A 15,408-nucleotide genomic window follows, 5' to 3' on the forward strand; every position below is an offset into this window, starting at 1 on the left:
TGTTGTCAGGTTCTGCGGAGAAGCTGGGCATAGTCGGCTCCGGCCAAACCGTAGGTCCAGCCCGCCGCGTCGACTGCGGACGCGAATGCGCCGGGGACGCGAAGCCCATAACGCCGACGCTCGCCGTCTCGTTCACGAGAGCCGTTGACGGCAAGCAGTATTCGGCCTTCGCCTCCCCAGCCGGCGGGTGTGGCGAACAGTTGCAGTGTGCAGCCGGGGTTTCCCGGATCGTCGTCGGTGTCGACCAGTCGTAAACCGGCCTGGTCCAGATAGGAATCCCAGCCGATTCGTTCGATGGCGCTGCGCCGGACCTCGACGTTGCGTTCGACGGTGATGCGTTCGACGGTCGGATCGTGAATCACCCAGCTCGGAACGACGGTGCCGCTCAGAACGTGGACCGCGCTACCGTCGCCGAACTTCAGCGCCGGCTCGATCGAATTGTGCAGCCGCACTTCACCGTGCAGCGAATCGGGCAACGGTTCCACGTGTACGGCAGTAGGCCGTTCGCACATCACTGCGATGTTCTCGAACGCCCACCACCATCCCGTCGACTCGACGAGGGCGGATTGAATATCGAGCAGTTCGCAGTCCTCGCGTCCGAACGAGAGCAGGCCGAAGTGCCGAAAGATGTCGTAGTACGCGACGCGATGAGCTTCCTGCTGGCCGTACCAGGTGATGGAGCCGAAGGGGCGGGGAGTGGTCGTGCGGATGGCGACGGCGACTCCGTCGAACAGGCTGGTGTGCAACGACTTACGGACGGTTCGGTCGACGATGGGGTCCGGGCTGATACCGGCGAGGGCCGCCTCGGTCGGTGTACCGCGTGCGACGATGCTGCGTGCTCGGACGTCGTTCCGGCCGTTGGCCTCGGACCATCGGTGTTCCCTCGGCCATTCGATATGGCGGCGCTCGATGATGCGGTCCATGCGGTGCCGAGAATCGGACAACAGGGTTGCGATACTGGCATCCACCTCGATGCTTGCGGTGGGCAGCGTTGTTGTCCTCGCCAAGTGCCGGCTCGCGATGAATGTGGCTGCAGCTCGGGGTGACGGCACCCAGTGGAAGTCGGGTTCGTCGAATCCGGATAGTCGATACAGTTGTGCCACAGCACCTTCCGCGACCGATCTGTCGGCCGGACCGGCCTTCAGGCCGTAGCCGAGCCATCGGTCGCGTTGGGCACAGACCGCACGAATGTTCTCGGCGTAAATATCGGGATTGTCACTGAATGTGCCGCGACGGGGAAATGTCGACGGCAACGGCACGGCGCTCACGAGAGGGAGGCGGTGTCCGCCTTTCCGGTTGTCATGATCAAAAGAGTGACACGAGATTCGCTCGAGCGCAAGAGGGTCACCCAGGTGCACGAAAGTTCGACCCCCGCTACGAAGTACCGCTCACAGGGGTCAGCGTGAGCGAAGAATCAACTGCGCGGCGCTGATGTCGTCGATGACGAGGTCGGTGATCAGTCCGCCGCGCATCGCGGCGGTGAGTGCGTCGAGTTTGGACGCTCCGGCGACTATGCAGACCCGACGCGGCACCACTTTGAGTCGGTCCAGGCTCGGTCCACTCGATCTGTCGTTCAACGCAATTCGGTCATGGCTGCCGTCGGAACGCAGGAATACCGTGGCGATGTCCCCGACGACGCCGTCGCGTTGGAGTTCGGCTCGGTCCTCGCGTTCGAGGTAGCCGGCGCTGTAGACGTGACTCGGCACGGCGCCGCTCATGACGCCGATGCTGAACACAGCGAGGTTCATCCGATCCTGCAGTTCGAGGACTCGTTTGATGCTGCGTTCGCGCCACAGGTGTCGGCGAGTTTCGGGGTAGTCGAAGAACGCGGGTACCGGAAAACCCTGTGCCACAGCGCCGTACGCATCGGCAAATGTTCGGACGATGTCGGTGGCGTAGGAGACTCCCGTGGTGCGGGTGTTCGCTGCGCCGTTGAGCTGCACGACGGTCGAGTTGTGGGTTCGCTTGGGAGCCAGCTTGCGACTGACGGCGCTGACGGTGGTTCCCCAGGCGACGCCCATCACCATGTCGGATTCGAAGAACGACGTCAGCAAGCGGCCCGCGAAGGTGGCGACACGGTCGAGGCGCTGCAGTTCGTCGACGGTCTCCGCGACGGGGACGACATGTGCACGAATGTCGTACAGATCGGCAAAAGCTCGCTCGATTCGCGGTGCCTGACCCAGTGGCGTCGAGATCTTGATTTCCACCAGTCCCGACGCCCGCGCGAACGTGATGAGTCTCGAGACCGTCGAACGGGAAACGCCCAGCTCACGGCCGATCGCCGCCATCGTCATGTCCTGGAAGTAGTACAGGCGCGCCGCCTGGGTGGCATGGCCGGTTCGCAGATCCGATTCGGGCGCAATGTGTGGGTCCGTCACCGCTGCCAGTGTACGACCGATTTGCACATATGTGCACCAGCTGTGCAACGCAGTGCAGGCCGTCTACCGTGGCAAACGGCACGCACTGTGGCGTGCATCACCAACTTTGCGGAGGCTACACAATGGCACGTAAGGAACCGGAATGGGGACTGCCGGCACACATGGCTGCCGAGTTCGCCGGAACCATGATTCTCATTCTGTTCGGCGTCGGAGTCGTCGCCCAGGTGGTCTCGGGCGGTGAATCGGGAAGTCTCGGAGACCACGACTCGATCGCCTGGGCATGGGGGCTCGGCGTGATGTTCGGCATCTACGTCGCGGGCCGCATCACCGGTGCGCACCTCAATCCCGCCGTGACGATCACGTTCGCACTCTTCCGCGGATTCGACTGGAAGATGGTTGCGCCGTACATCCTCGCGCAGACCGCAGGTGCCTTCGTGGCCGCACTGCTGGTGCGCTGGAACTACAACGACATGATCAACGCAGTGGACCCGGGGCACACCACCGCCACTCAGACGATCTTCTCCACGCTCCCCGGAAACGGAACGTTGCCCGTCAGCGTGAGCTCGGCGCTCATCGATCAGATCATCGGCACCGCGATCCTGCTGTTTCTCATTGTGGCAGTAACCGATTCGATGGGCACCGCGCCTATGGCCAACATGGCTCCGCTGATCGTCGGCCTCATCGTCGTTGCGATCGGCTTCGCGTGGGCGACCAACGCCGGATACGCGATCAATCCGGCTCGAGATTTCGGACCTCGCCTGGCGTCGTACATCACCGGATACGGTGGAGCGTGGCGAGATCAATACGGCGGCCTGTACTTCTGGGTCCCGATCGTCGGACCTCTCGTAGGCGGACCGATAGGAGTGTTCCTGTACGACCTGCTCATCGGAAAGAACCTACGCAAACAAGAAGGTTCGACGCCTGAGACAGCATCTCGACTCCCAGCAGATAACCGGACAACAGGAGAGAAGCCATGACCGACAGCGCACAGAAGTACATCGCCGCGATCGATCAGGGAACCACGTCGACGCGGTGCATGATCTTCGATCACGCGGGCACCGTCGTCGCGGTCGACCAGAAGGAACACAAGCAGATCTTTCCGCAGGCCGGGTGGGTCGAGCACGACGCGTCGGAGATCTGGGACAACGTGCGCGCCGTGGCGGCCGGTGCCATGGCCGCAGCGGATCTGACGCGCGAGGACATCGCCGCAGTCGGTATCACCAACCAGCGTGAGACAGCGCTGGTGTGGGATCGTGCGACGGGCAAGCCGATCTACAACGCCATCGTCTGGCAGGACACCCGTACCGATCGCATCGCCACCGCCCTCGGTGGGGGCGACGCCAACAAGTACACCGCCAAGACCGGACTGCCCTTGGCCACCTACTTCTCCGGCCCGAAGATCAAGTGGATCCTCGACAACGTCGACGGCGCACGGGCGAAAGCCGAAGCGGGAGAATTGTGTTTCGGCAACATGGACACCTGGGTGCTGTGGAACATGACCGGCGGTACCGACGGCGGGTTGCACTTCACCGATCCGACCAACGCCTCACGCACCCTGCTGATGGATCTCGACACTCTGCAGTGGGACGAGAGCATCTGTGCGGACATGGACATTCCGATGTCGATGATGCCCGAGATCCGTTCCAGCTCCGAGGTGTACGGCACCGGGCGTGAGCGCGGACCGTTCAGTGGAGTGCCGATCGCCGGCATCCTGGGCGATCAGCAGGCAGCCACCTTCGGGCAGGCCTGCCTGTCTCCCGGTGAGGCCAAGAACACCTACGGCACAGGCAATTTCGTGCTGCTCAACACCGGCACCGAAAAGGTCATGAGCAAGAACGGTCTGCTCACCACGGTCTGCTACAAGATCGGTGACCAGCCCACGGTGTACGCACTCGAAGGTTCCATCGCGGTGACGGGCTCGCTCGTGCAGTGGCTGCGCGACAACCTCGGCATGATCTCCACGGCCGCGGACATCGAGACCGACGCACGGTCGGTGGACGACAACGGCGGTGCCTACTTCGTCCCCGCGTTCTCCGGTCTCTTCGCCCCGCACTGGCGAGCGGACGCCCGCGGCGCGATCGTGGGACTGACGCGATTCGTCAACAAGGGGCACCTCGCACGTGCCGTACTGGAAGCCACCGCGTACCAGACGCGCGAGGTCATCGAGGCCATGAATGCAGACTCCGGTGTCGATCTCGAGGTGCTCAAGGTCGACGGCGGCATGGTGGTCAACGAACTCCTGATGCAGTTCCAGTCGGACATCCTCAACGTGGAGGTGGTGCGCCCCGTCGTAGCCGAAACCACTGCTCTGGGAGCGGCATACGCTGCCGGCCTCGCCGTCGGGTACTGGGAGAGCGAGGACGACATCCGGCAGAACTGGGCCGAGGACAAGACGTGGACCCCGTCCATGGACGAAGACCAGCGGGCGAAGCTCTACGCGGGCTGGAAGAAAGCAGTAACACGTACTCTCGATTGGGTTGATGAAGAATGAGTTCCACCACAACGGCTTTGAGTCCACAGGCGCGCGCCGATGCGCTGTCGCGGATGGAAGCCGAAGAGCTCGACATCCTGGTGATCGGCGGTGGCGTCGTCGGAGCGGGCACCGCACTCGACGCCGTGACGCGCGGGCTGAAAGTCGGTCTGCTCGAAGCGCGTGACTACGCAGCCGGCACGTCCAGCCGCTCGAGCAAACTGTTCCACGGCGGCCTCCGCTACCTCGAGCAGTTCAATTTCTCGCTGGTGTTCGAGGCGCTCAAGGAGCGCTCACTGGTACTGAACACGTTGTGTCCGCACCTCGCTCGTCCGGTGCCGTTCATCTACCCGCTGGAGAAGGTCATCGATCGCCCGTACGTCGGGCTCGGTATCGGCGTGTACGACGTCATGGGTGCCGGACGGGGCGTGCCGAGTCACCACAAGCACCTCGGCAAGAAGAAGACGCTCGAATCGTTCCCGTCCGGCAAGCGTTCGGCCATTCGCGGCGCGGTGAAGTTCTACGAGGGCCAGGTCGACGACGCACGACACACGATGATGCTCGCCCGTACCGCGGCTGCCTACGGTGCGTTGTGCGCCAACAGCACTCGCGTCACGGGCTTCCTCCGGGAGGACGACAAGGTGGTCGGCGTCGTGGCGAGCGACCTCGAGACGGGCCGATCTTTCGAGGTGCGGGCCAAGCAGGTCATCAATGCCGCGGGTGTGTGGACCGACGAGGTGCAGCAGATGGTGGGTGGACGTGGTCAGTTCCAGGTCCGCGCATCCAAGGGCGTACACCTGGTGGTGCCGCGCAACCGCATCAACAGTGCCACCGGCATCATCACCCGAACCGAGAAGAGTCTGCTGTTCGTCATTCCGTGGGGTAGCCACTGGATCATCGGCACCACCGATACCGACTGGAAGCTCGATCTGGCCCATCCGGCCGCGAGCCAGAGCGACATCGACTACATCCTGGGCCATGTGAACAAGCTGCTGGCAGACCCTTTGGACCGAACCGACGTCGTCGGGGTGTACGCGGGACTTCGACCGTTGCTGTACGGCGAATCCGATTCCACGAGCACGCTCTCTCGTGAACACGCGGTGTCCAGTCCGGTGCGGGGACTGACGGTGATCGCCGGTGGCAAGTACACCACCTACCGCGTGATGGCAAAGGACGCAGTCGATTCCGCGGTGCACGGGCTCGAACGCACTGTTCCGAAGTGTGTCACCGAGAACATTCCGCTCGTCGGTGCCGACGGCTATCTGGGCGCGTTCAATTCCCGTGGACTGACGGCCGAACGCACCGGTATGCGCGTCTCACGCGTCGAGCATCTGCTCGGTCGGTACGGCACTCTGATGGGTGAGCTGCTGGACATGATCGACGCCGATCCCGAACTGGGGAAGCCACTCGACAGCGCGCCGGAGTATCTGCGGGCCGAGGCTGTCTACGCCGCCAGTAACGAGGGCGCGCAGCATCTGGACGACATCCTGACCCGTCGTCTGCGCATTTCCATCGAGGTACCCGATCGCGGTGAAGCAGCTGCCGCGGAGGTGGCGCAACTCGTCGCACCGATTCTCGGTTGGGACGCGCAGCACGTGGCCGAGGAAGTCGAGCACTATCGGCTTCGCGTTCTGGCAGAACGAGACTCGCAGGAGCAGCCCGACGACGACACTGCCGATGCGGCGCGCCTCGGAGCGCCGGACGTTCGCCTCGGGGTGAGCTGAGCCGTCGTCACAGAGGTTCGGTGAGGTAGTGGCTCAGGGTCGGCCCTACCCACCGGACCTCTCTGTCTCCCTGAGCGCTACGAGCCGTTCATATCGATGCGCGACGGTGGACGGCATGCAGCTCACCCGTCGATCCCTTCTCAGGTATGCCGCTCTCGGTGCCGCTGCCACGCCGTTGCTGGCGTGCAGCCCGGCGCTGGTTCGCACCCGGCCGATGCTGACACACGGAGTCGCCAGCGGCGATGTGCGCGCTGACGGTGCGCTGGTGTGGGCACGTTCCGATTCTCCGGCGACGATGATCGTCGATACGTCCGCCACGGACTCGTTCTCCTCGGTGACCACGATGCGCGGGCCACTGTTGACTCCGCAGTCCGACGGCACAGGAGTGCTGCGCCTCATCGGATTGCCTGCGGGACAGCAGGTTCACTACCGCGTCACGCTCGAGGGTGAGGACGGCGCGACATCGGAACCCGTCACCGGAGTGTTCTCCACAGCTCCGGTGAGCCCGTCCGATATCCGGTTGTTGTGGGGTGGTGACACCGCTGGCCAGGGCTACGGCATCAATCCCGACATCGGCGGAATGACCATTTTCTCGGCGATGGCCGACCGGCAGCCCGATCTCTTCCTGCACAGCGGCGATGTCATCTATGCGGACGGCCCGCTCGAGGAGAGCGTGACGCTGCCCGACGGCCGAATCTGGCGAAACACGATGAGCGAGGCCAAGTCCAAGGTCGCCGAGACGCTCGACGAGTACCGCGGCCAGTATGCCTACAATCTCACCGACGACAACTACCGCCGCTTCAATTCGTCTGTCGCCCAAATGGTCCAGTGGGACGATCACGAGACGGTCAACAACTGGTACCCCGGTGAGATCCTCGACCTCGAGCAGTACACGGTGAAGGACGTGAACCTGTTGTCGCAGCGAGCGTTGCAGGCGTTTCACGAATGGTTGCCCATCGCGCCCACCGAAGCCGTCGACGGCCGGGTGTACCGCAAGATCGCGTACGGGCCGTTGCTGGACGTCTTCGTCCTCGACATGCGCACATACAAGGACGCGAACGGTGCGAACACCGCGGCGGCAGGGGAGATCCTCGGCTCGGCGCAGCGTCAGTGGTTGATCGACGAACTGTCCCGCTCGACCGCGACGTGGAAGATCATCGCGAACGATCTGCCCCTGGGACTCGTCGTGCCTGATGGAAAGACCGCGCAGGAAGGTGTCGGCAACGGCGACCCCGGTGCGCCGCTGGGCCGTGAGACCGACATCGCGCAGGTGCTCACCGCCATCGACCGGAACGATGTCAGCGGCACCGTCTGGCTCACCGCCGACGTGCATTACACAGCAGCGCATCACTATTCGCCGGAACGCGCCGCATACCAGGAATTTCGCGAGTTCTGGGAATTCGTCAGCGGGCCGCTCAACGCCGGAGCATTCGGTCCCAACGACCTGGACGGTACTTTCGGCCCGGAGGCGGTGTTCGTGCATGCGCCACCGGAGCCGAACGCGTCGCCGCTCGACGCGTTTCAGCATTTCGGTGAGGTTCTCATCGACGGGGATTCGCGCGAACTCACCGTCAACCTGTGCGACGGGACCGGGGCTGTGCTGTTCACGAAGGTGCTGCCCGCCGCCTGAGTGGCCCGGCCCGTCGATCAGAGGGGTTCGGTGAGGTAGCGCCGCAGGGTCGGCCCCACCCACCGGACCAGCTGCTCGTGGCTCATGTCCACCAGGGGCTGGATCTCGAGAACATAGCGAGCGAACACCAGGCCGAGTACCTGTGATCCGACGAGCGCAGCGCGCTCGGCGTGCCGGTCCACCGCGACCGCGGACAGGGCAGGCGCTACCTGCGTGGCGAATACCTGTTGCATCGTCGCTGCGGCCGCGGCGTTGGTGGCTGCGGCGCGGAGCAGAGCGAGAAATGTTCCGTCCTGCTCCCAGATCTCGAAGAACTTGGGCATCAGTGTGTTCGCTAGATCCTCGGGCGCGACGCCCGTCAGGTCCGGAATATGGAGGACGAAGGTCGCGGCTTCGGCGAACAGTGCTTCCTTGGTTCCGAAGTAGCGAACGACCATCGCCGCGTCGACTCCCGCTGTACCCGCGACGGAACGCATGGTGGTGCGGTCGTAGCCGTCGGCTGCGAATTGCGCCCGCGCGGCGTCGAGGATGCGGGCGCGGGTGGCGGTTGCGGATCGTGGTTGCTTCTCGGCCATGTGCGCAGCCTAAGTCAACAACCGTTGACCGCGGCGTTCGGGAGGTCTATCGTCGCAAGTCAACAACCGTTGACCTTGTGAGCAGACCACCTCGGGAGAGTGCCATGACCCATTCGGATGTCGTTGTCGTCGGCGCAGGCCCGGCCGGATGCATGCTGGCCGGGGAACTCGCACGTGCAGGCCGATCGGTGACCGTGCTGGAGAAGCACGTTGCAGCGTCGCCGTTGTCGCGGGCGTTCGGCGTGCACGCCCGCACACTCGAAGTCCTCGACAGTCGTGGGCTGGCAGAAGATCTGCTTGCGACCGGAATTCACGCTTCGGGATTGAAGCTGTGGAACGGTCTGACGCTCGACCTCGGCATGCTGCCTTCGACGTTCCCGTTTGTGCTGGTCACGCCACAGAGCAACGTGGACGCGACGCTCGAAGCGCACGCTCGGAAGTCCGGGGCGCAGATTTTGCGCGGAGTGACGGTCACGGGTCTCGAACAGGACGGCAGCGGCGTCCTCGTACGCGGTCGTGACGCGGACGGCAACGAGCAGGAATGGACCGCGTCGTACGCAGTGGGCACGGACGGGGTCCGCAGCATCGTCCGCGGCGCAATCGGACTCGACTTTCCCGGCAAGGAATTGCTGCGGTCGATCATGCTCGCCGACGTGCGGCTGACGGATCCACCCAACGGGCTGATCAACGTCGATGCGGGCGAGGACTGCTTCGCATTCGTGGCACCCTTCGGCGACGGATGGTTCCGCGTGATCGCGTGGGACCGCAACGACGAGTCGGACGAGGATGCGCCGATCGAAGAGTCCCGACTGCGTGAGGTGCTCCGCCGGGCGGTGGGAAGCGATTACGGATGGAGCGAGGTGCGGTGGAGCTCGCGTTTTTCCTGCGACGAGCGACAGGTTGCGCGTTATCGAGTGGGCCGAGTGTTCCTGGCCGGCGATGCTGCGCACGTGCATTCGCCTGCAGGAGGTCAGGGGATGAACACCGGAATCCAGGACGCGATGAATCTCGGCTGGAAGCTGGCCGCCGTTCTCGGCGGTGCCGACGAGAAGATCCTCGACACCTATCACGACGAACGACATCCGGTCGGAAAGCTCGTGCTTCGCAGTAGCGGGGCGACGATCCGAATGCTGTTGTTGCGCTCGGTGATCGCGCAGAAATTACGCAACGCTGTCTCGGCCCGGATTCTCCGTCAGCCACGCGCAGTGGACAAGATCGCCGGCATGTTCTCGGGCGTCGGAATCTCGTACGCGCACAGAAAGGGCGAACACCCTCTGGTGGGAACTCGCGCTGCGGGCATCCCGCTGACCGGCGGCACCGTCACCGAGGCGCTGCGCAACGGTGATTTCGTCTTGATCAGCGAAAGAGACTGCACAAGAACAGATGTCGTGCACCGGTCGGACGAGGGACCGGCTGCCCTCGTCCGGCCCGACGGTTACATCGCCTGGGCCGGACGCTCCGAATCCGGAGACTGGAAGCGGGTCCTCGAACGATGGACCGGTCAGCCCTGCAACAACGTGAACGAATGCTCGCGGATCAGGATGGATGGGCCGCCGGCCTCGTAGGCCTGATCCGGGTCACTCGAGATCGACTGCGTCCACGTTCCCTTCGGCAATGTGAAGTCGACGGTTCCGGGTGAGGCGTTGACCATCCACGCGAACGATGCGTCGCCCTCGCCGCCACGCATCAGCACCAGGATGCTGTGGGCGTTGCCGTCGGACCAGTCCTCGTCGCTCAACTTCTCACCGTCGGCGCGGTAGAAGTCGACGGTGTCCGGACCGGCTCCTTCTTCCTCGGAATCGCTGTCGTGCCGGAACCAGGTGGGGCGCAGCGCCGGGTGCTCGTTGCGCAGCGCGATGAGGTGGGTGGTGAAGTCGACGAGGTCCTGATCGGCTGTGCTCCAGTCGAACCAGGAGACCTCGTTGTCCTGGCAGTAGGCGTTGTTGTTGCCGTTCTGCGTCCGGCCCATCTCGTCGCCGCCGAGGATCATCGGAACACCGGCTGACAGGAGCAGTGTCGCGAGGTGGTTGCGTTGCTGCCGGGCCCGAAGTGCATTGACGCCCTCGTCGTCGGTCGGTCCCTCGGCACCGCAACCCCAGGAGCGGTTGTCGGACTCGCCGTCCTGGCTGTCCTCGCCGTTCTCCTCGTTGTGCTTGTCGTCGTAGGAATTCAAGTCGGCCAACGTGAAACCGTCGTGTGCGGTGATGAAGTTGACGCTCGCCAGTGTGGGTCGGCGGGTGCTCTCGTAGACGTCGGGGCTGCCGGTGACGCGCTGGGCCAGGGCCGGCAGCGCTCCGCTCTCACCGCGCCAGAAGTCACGCACGTCGTCGCGGAACTTACCGTTCCACTCCGACCAGCGGGCCGGAAATCCACCCACCTGATAGCCCTGGGTGTCCCACGGTTCGGCGATGAGCTTGACCGGAGCGAGCGTCGGATCCTGGTGCACGATGCTCAGAAATGCGCTGTGCACGTTCAGGTCCGAGTCCTGCCGGGTCAGCGTGCTGGCGAGGTCGAAGCGGAATCCGTCGACGTGCATCTCGGTGACCCAGTACCGCAAGGAATCCAGGATGAGTGCCAGCGCAGCGGGGTGGCCGACGTTGAGACTGTTACCGGTACCGGTGGTGTCGTAGTACGCACTCCGGTCGTCGTCGACGAGTCGGTAGTGCGAGCCGTTGTCGATTCCCTTGAGCGAGAGTGTGGGGCCGAGGTGATTGCCTTCGGCGGTGTGGTTGTAGACGACGTCGAGAATGACCTCGATGCCGTTGTCGTGCATGGCCTTCACCAGTGCTTTGAATTCGTCGACCTGGCCGCCGGTGTCGCCGCTGCTGCTGTATTCGTTGTGCGGGGCGAAGAAGCCGATCGAGTTGTAGCCCCAGTAGTTTCGCCGGCCCTCTTCGAGCAGATGCGAATCCTGGACGAACTGGTGGATCGGCAGCAACTCCACTGCGGTGACGCCGATCCGTTTGAGGTGCGCAATCGCGGCCGGATGCGCCAGGCCGGCGTAGGTTCCGCGAATATCCTCGGGCACATCAGGATTGGTAGCGGTGAATCCCTTCACGTGCACCTCGTAGACGACCGTCTTGTCCAGGGGTGTGCGCGGTGACTCGTCGCCGGACCAGTCGAAATTCGATTGCACGGCAACGGAGTACGGCATGTGCGGACCCGAATCCTCGTCGTTGCGGGTCTCCGGCTCGTCGTGCAGGTGCGAGAAGACCGACTCGTTCCAGTCGACCTGGCCGCTGACAGCAGTGGCGTACGGGTCGAGAAGCAATTTGGCCGAGTTGTGCCTCAGTCCCGACGCGGGATCCCACGGTCCGTCGACGCGCAGACCGTAGCGGGCACCGGGCGTGACATCGGGAACCAGATCATGAAAAACGTGTCCGGTCATCTGCGTCAACGGTGTTGTACTGCGCTCTGTTCCGTCGTCGTTCATCACGACCACGGACACCGAATCCGCTGTTTCGGAGTAGACGGCAAGGTTGGCACCGTCGTTCGACAGACGCGAGACGCCCAAGGGGTACGGGAGACTGGATGAGGAGGGCATGCAGGGCGCGATACCCCTGTGTCCGAACTGCGAAACGCCTGCGCACCGGGCGTTCGCCGTGCAGCTCAGTGATTGCGGCGATAGTTCTCGCGTTCTCGTTCGAGTTCGGCCGTCTTCTTCTCGCTCTTCAGGTCGGCTGGAAGGCCGTGGATCTCGAGGCGTCGGGCGCGATTCTGGTCCATGTACGCGGCGGTGTAGAAAAGTGCGAGCAGCAGGCTGAGCAGCACCATCGAGGCTCGCAGCCAGATTGCTCCCGGGAAGAGGACGAAGAATCCGATGAATATCGGCAGGAACGGAATCATCGACCGAAGGATGTGACGCGGAGTCGCTCTCGGCCCGACCAGGTCGCGTCGAACCCACTCCTGCATCTCGTCGGGGAGTTTGCGGCCGAGAACGGCGTAGCCCAGCCATTGACCGAGGGACGGACGGGTGCGGGTCGGGCGAGTGTTCACGACAGTGCTCCTGCTGCGATGGCCGCGTCGTTGATGCGGGTGAGGACGCGCCGCAGTTCTTCGAGTTCGGCGAGTGACGCGCCGAGCTTCGCCACGACGGCGGGCGGAATCTTCTCGGCTCTCGTGCGTAGCGCGGCTCCAGCCGGGGTGAGTGAGACGAGTAGAACGCGCTCGTCCTCGGCGCTTCGATTGCGGGTGAGCAAACCCATCGACTCCAGACGCTTGAGCAGAGGCGACAGTGTTGGCGAGTCGAGTTGCAGTGCAGATCCGATGGCCTTGACCGACATCGGCGAGTCGCCCCACAGCGCCAGCATCACCAGATACTGCGGATGGGTCAGGCCCATCGGCTCGAGTAGTGGCCGATACACCGAGAGCACCGCGCGGTTGGTGACCGCGAGGGCGAAGCAGACCTGGCGATCGAGCGCGAGTGGATCTTCGGTGGTCGTCACACGGCCCAACGTATCAGATTCGTTAGTGCACTAACTATTAGTGGGCGAATGGACCAAGGATTCCGACAACGTCGTCCCCGAAAAGCGTTGCAAATCAGGGCAGATGCTCGTGCAGCTGCAGATCGCCAGAGTCCCGGTCGGTCCGAACCGGACGTCTTCGTCTTCCCCGTTCCATCCGGTCGGTTGTTGTGCAATGCTCCATGTCGATTCGCTGTTTCCTGTGAAAAATTCCGAGAGGATCGCCATGCGTCGTCGACGCATCTTGACTCCGTTCGTCATCGCCGCAGTGCTGTCCCTGTCCTCGGTCGGTGTGGCCACCGCGGACCCTGTCGCGCCGGTCGCAAGGATCGTCGACACGTCGATCACCTCCGAGACCCTGCGAACCCTCAGCGTGGAATCGCCCGCCATGGGGGCTGTAGTCGAGGTTCAAGTCCTCACCCCGGCGGTGAAAACCGGATCACGGCCGACGCTGTACATGCTCAGCGGAATCGGCGAAGAGGATCCGAACAACAGCATGTGGCTCCGCAAGGGCAAAGCCGCCGAGTTCTTCGCGGACAAGAACGTCAACGTCGTTCTACCGCTGGCCGGACCGGGCAGCTTCTACACCGACTGGCAACGGGACGACCCGAAACTCGGCCGCTACCGATGGGAGACGTTCCTGACCCAGGAACTTCCCCCGCTGATCGACGCGGCCGTGGACGGCAACGGACGCAACGCGATCGCGGGTCTGTCCATGGGTGCACAGTCGGCCATGATGTTGGCCGCACGAAACCCCGATGTCTACTCCGGGGTGGCGTCGTACAGCGGTTGCTTCGCGTCCTCGGAGCCCATGGGACAAGCGAGTATCCGCGCGATCGTCGCAGCCTTCGGCGGCAACGCCGACAACATGTGGGGCGGGCCTCTCGATCCTGCCTGGGTGCAACACGATTCGGTGGTCAATGCCGAGAGCTTGCGCGGCACCGACGTGTACGTGTCGGTGGGAACGGGAGCTCCTGGACGCCACGAAAGCTTCGACAGCGTAGCGGCATTGGACCGAGTGGTCATCGGCGGCATCATCGAGGTCGGTGCGAACTACTGCACCCACCGGCTTGCCGACCGACTCGGGCAGCTGAACATTCCCGCCACCTTCGACTTCGAGGACACCGGAACCCACTCGTGGCCGTACTGGGTGGAACAGCTACCCAAGAGTTGGCCGACACTGGCCGGGTCGCTCGGAATCTGAGCGGCCCGCTCAACTGCGGTTGGTGTCGCGAAAATCCTTGGGAGTACAGCCGAATCGGGTGCGGAATGCTCGGCTGAAGTGCGCGGGGTCGGTGAAACCCCATGATGCCGCGAGTGCCCCGATCGTGGTGCGGGCATTCTGCGGCTCGCACAGCGCCCGTTTGACGCCGTCCAGACGCTGCATCCAGATCCACTCACTGGCGGTACACGGCTCACCGGCGAACGCTCGATGAACCGTACTCAACGACAAGTGCAGGGAGGCAGCCACTTCTGTCACCGTCAGGTCCGGATCTCGTAGTCGCGCAGTCATGGCACGCTTGATTTCCGCGAGCCGTTCGGACGCCGCATAGGGAGCAGGCTTCTCGACTCCGGTCAGCCCCACCAGGCCCGCTACCAGGATGTACTCGACGCTCTGTGACACGGCCTCGGCGGACGCCGCACTCATGTCGACGTCGTCCATGATCGACGAGATCATGCTGACGAGGAGCTTGCCTGCGCCGTGGCGTCCCGAGACCGCCCGCGCGGTCAGCGATCCCGTGTCCTTGACGAGCGTTCGCAGCGTTGCACCGGGAAGCATCAGCACGTACTGGGAGAAGGGATCGTCGAAGCGAAGGCTGTAAGGACGCGTCGAGTCGTAGAGCGCGAAATCCCCGGGCTCGAGTACGGCCGTCCGTTCGTCCTGCGCGATCAGCCCGGTGCCCGACGTCTGCACGCTGACCAGAAAGTAGTCCTCACTGGTCCGGGAGATACCTGCAGGCGTCCGCAATACGTTCTGGGCCGTAGCGGTCACCCGCGACAGACCGAGCGTTGCCAGCCCGGTGGATTCGATGCGCCCGGTGATCGCCGACGCGTCCTCGGGAATCGTGCACTCGAGATCGACGTATGTTCGGCTCACGGCCGCCGTCCAGAAGTCGACACTGTCGGCACGGTCCACCGAGTCGGTGCGCAGCGGATCGCCCATGTCA

13 protein-coding genes are annotated in these 15,408 nt (G+C 64.0%); 6 read left to right on the forward strand and 7 right to left on the reverse strand.

What is annotated here, in order from left to right; all coding sequences use genetic code 11:
• Nucleotides 1–5: 5 nt before the first annotated feature.
• Nucleotides 6–1,268 carry a DUF6745 domain-containing protein gene (locus tag ACNEOT_RS04105; protein WP_415972350.1) on the reverse strand — a complete coding sequence of 421 codons (1,263 nt, stop codon included), beginning with the start codon at nucleotides 1,266–1,268 and terminating at the stop codon, nucleotides 6–8.
• A 129-nt stretch (nucleotides 1,269–1,397) separates the two neighbouring features.
• On the reverse strand, nucleotides 1,398–2,378 hold the full coding sequence (locus tag ACNEOT_RS04110; protein ID WP_415972352.1) for a sugar-binding transcriptional regulator: 981 nt from the start codon (nucleotides 2,376–2,378) through the stop codon (nucleotides 1,398–1,400).
• 122 nt (nucleotides 2,379–2,500) lie between these two features.
• On the opposite strand from ACNEOT_RS04110, the gene ACNEOT_RS04115 reads away from it, so the two are divergent.
• From ACNEOT_RS04115 to ACNEOT_RS04130, 4 genes are all read left to right on the forward strand, one after another.
• Nucleotides 2,501–3,355: an MIP/aquaporin family protein gene (locus ACNEOT_RS04115; protein ID WP_415972354.1), complete on the forward strand. Its 855-nt coding sequence runs from the start codon at nucleotides 2,501–2,503 to the stop codon at nucleotides 3,353–3,355.
• Entirely contained in the window at nucleotides 3,352–4,869 is a 1,518-nt protein-coding gene (gene glpK, locus ACNEOT_RS04120; protein ID WP_415972356.1) for a glycerol kinase GlpK, read from the forward strand. Before ACNEOT_RS04115 ends, glpK begins: the two co-directional genes overlap by 4 nt.
• A complete protein-coding gene (locus ACNEOT_RS04125; RefSeq protein WP_415972358.1) occupies nucleotides 4,866–6,572 on the forward strand; it encodes a glycerol-3-phosphate dehydrogenase/oxidase in 1,707 nt (568 codons plus the stop codon). Before glpK ends, ACNEOT_RS04125 begins: the two co-directional genes overlap by 4 nt.
• 115 nt (nucleotides 6,573–6,687) lie before the next feature.
• The gene (locus ACNEOT_RS04130; RefSeq protein ID WP_415972360.1) at nucleotides 6,688–8,202 is read left to right on the forward strand and encodes an alkaline phosphatase D family protein; all 1,515 of its coding nucleotides are present in this window, start codon (nucleotides 6,688–6,690) and stop codon (nucleotides 8,200–8,202) included.
• A 17-nt stretch (nucleotides 8,203–8,219) separates the two neighbouring features.
• Here the strand turns inward: ACNEOT_RS04130 and ACNEOT_RS04135 are convergent, their stop codons facing one another.
• Complete coding sequence (locus ACNEOT_RS04135) at nucleotides 8,220–8,777, reverse strand: TetR family transcriptional regulator (protein WP_415972362.1); 558 nt, start codon at nucleotides 8,775–8,777, stop codon at nucleotides 8,220–8,222.
• Between the two features lie 104 nt (nucleotides 8,778–8,881).
• Here ACNEOT_RS04135 and ACNEOT_RS04140 point away from each other — a divergent pair, with 104 nt between their 5' ends.
• Complete coding sequence (locus ACNEOT_RS04140) at nucleotides 8,882–10,342, forward strand: FAD-dependent oxidoreductase (RefSeq protein WP_415972364.1); 1,461 nt, start codon at nucleotides 8,882–8,884, stop codon at nucleotides 10,340–10,342.
• Here the strand turns inward: ACNEOT_RS04140 and glgX are convergent.
• The 3 genes from glgX to ACNEOT_RS04155 form a co-directional block, all read right to left on the reverse strand.
• The gene (gene glgX / locus ACNEOT_RS04145) at nucleotides 10,279–12,321 is read right to left on the reverse strand and encodes a glycogen debranching protein GlgX (RefSeq protein WP_415972366.1); all 2,043 of its coding nucleotides are present in this window, start codon (nucleotides 12,319–12,321) and stop codon (nucleotides 10,279–10,281) included. The two genes, ACNEOT_RS04140 and glgX, sit on opposite strands and share 64 nt — an antisense overlap.
• A 65-nt stretch (nucleotides 12,322–12,386) precedes the next feature.
• The gene (locus ACNEOT_RS04150; protein WP_415972367.1) at nucleotides 12,387–12,773 is read right to left on the reverse strand and encodes a DUF5313 family protein; all 387 of its coding nucleotides are present in this window, start codon (nucleotides 12,771–12,773) and stop codon (nucleotides 12,387–12,389) included.
• Nucleotides 12,770–13,222 (reverse strand): MarR family winged helix-turn-helix transcriptional regulator, encoded by a 453-nt coding sequence (locus ACNEOT_RS04155; RefSeq protein ID WP_415972368.1) that lies wholly within the window; start codon nucleotides 13,220–13,222, stop codon nucleotides 12,770–12,772. The genes ACNEOT_RS04150 and ACNEOT_RS04155 overlap by 4 nt, the downstream gene beginning before the upstream one ends.
• A 244-nt stretch (nucleotides 13,223–13,466) precedes the next feature.
• Between ACNEOT_RS04155 and ACNEOT_RS04160 the strand changes: the two genes are divergently transcribed.
• Nucleotides 13,467–14,444: an alpha/beta hydrolase gene (locus tag ACNEOT_RS04160; RefSeq protein WP_415973644.1), complete on the forward strand. Its 978-nt coding sequence runs from the start codon at nucleotides 13,467–13,469 to the stop codon at nucleotides 14,442–14,444.
• A gap of 9 nt (nucleotides 14,445–14,453) precedes the next feature.
• Here ACNEOT_RS04160 and ACNEOT_RS04165 read toward each other — a convergent pair whose 3' ends face one another.
• Entirely contained in the window at nucleotides 14,454–15,404 is a 951-nt protein-coding gene (locus ACNEOT_RS04165) for a helix-turn-helix domain-containing protein (protein WP_415972369.1), read from the reverse strand.
• Nucleotides 15,405–15,408 lie beyond the last annotated feature (4 nt).

Origin of the sequence: Rhodococcus sp. 077-4, from assembly GCF_047782425.1 — a bacterium.
GTDB lineage: Bacteria > Actinomycetota > Actinomycetes > Mycobacteriales > Mycobacteriaceae > Rhodococcoides.

Excerpts from the sequence above, each read along its gene's own strand:
- glgX (WP_415972366.1), bottom strand. The coding sequence starts at position 12,321 with ATGCCCTCCTCATCCAGTCTCCCGTACCCCTTGGGCGTCTCGCGTCTG.
- glpK (WP_415972356.1), top strand. The coding sequence starts at position 3,352 with ATGACCGACAGCGCACAGAAGTACATCGCCGCGATCGATCAGGGAACC.
- ACNEOT_RS04140 (WP_415972364.1), top strand. The coding sequence starts at position 8,882 with ATGACCCATTCGGATGTCGTTGTCGTCGGCGCAGGCCCGGCCGGATGC.
- ACNEOT_RS04115 (WP_415972354.1), top strand. The coding sequence starts at position 2,501 with ATGGCACGTAAGGAACCGGAATGGGGACTGCCGGCACACATGGCTGCC.
- ACNEOT_RS04135 (WP_415972362.1), bottom strand. The coding sequence starts at position 8,777 with ATGGCCGAGAAGCAACCACGATCCGCAACCGCCACCCGCGCCCGCATC.
- ACNEOT_RS04165 (WP_415972369.1), bottom strand. The coding sequence starts at position 15,404 with ATGGGCGATCCGCTGCGCACCGACTCGGTGGACCGTGCCGACAGTGTC.
- ACNEOT_RS04130 (WP_415972360.1), top strand. The coding sequence starts at position 6,688 with ATGCAGCTCACCCGTCGATCCCTTCTCAGGTATGCCGCTCTCGGTGCC.
- ACNEOT_RS04160 (WP_415973644.1), top strand. The coding sequence starts at position 13,467 with ATGCGTCGTCGACGCATCTTGACTCCGTTCGTCATCGCCGCAGTGCTG.
- ACNEOT_RS04125 (WP_415972358.1), top strand. The coding sequence starts at position 4,866 with ATGAGTTCCACCACAACGGCTTTGAGTCCACAGGCGCGCGCCGATGCG.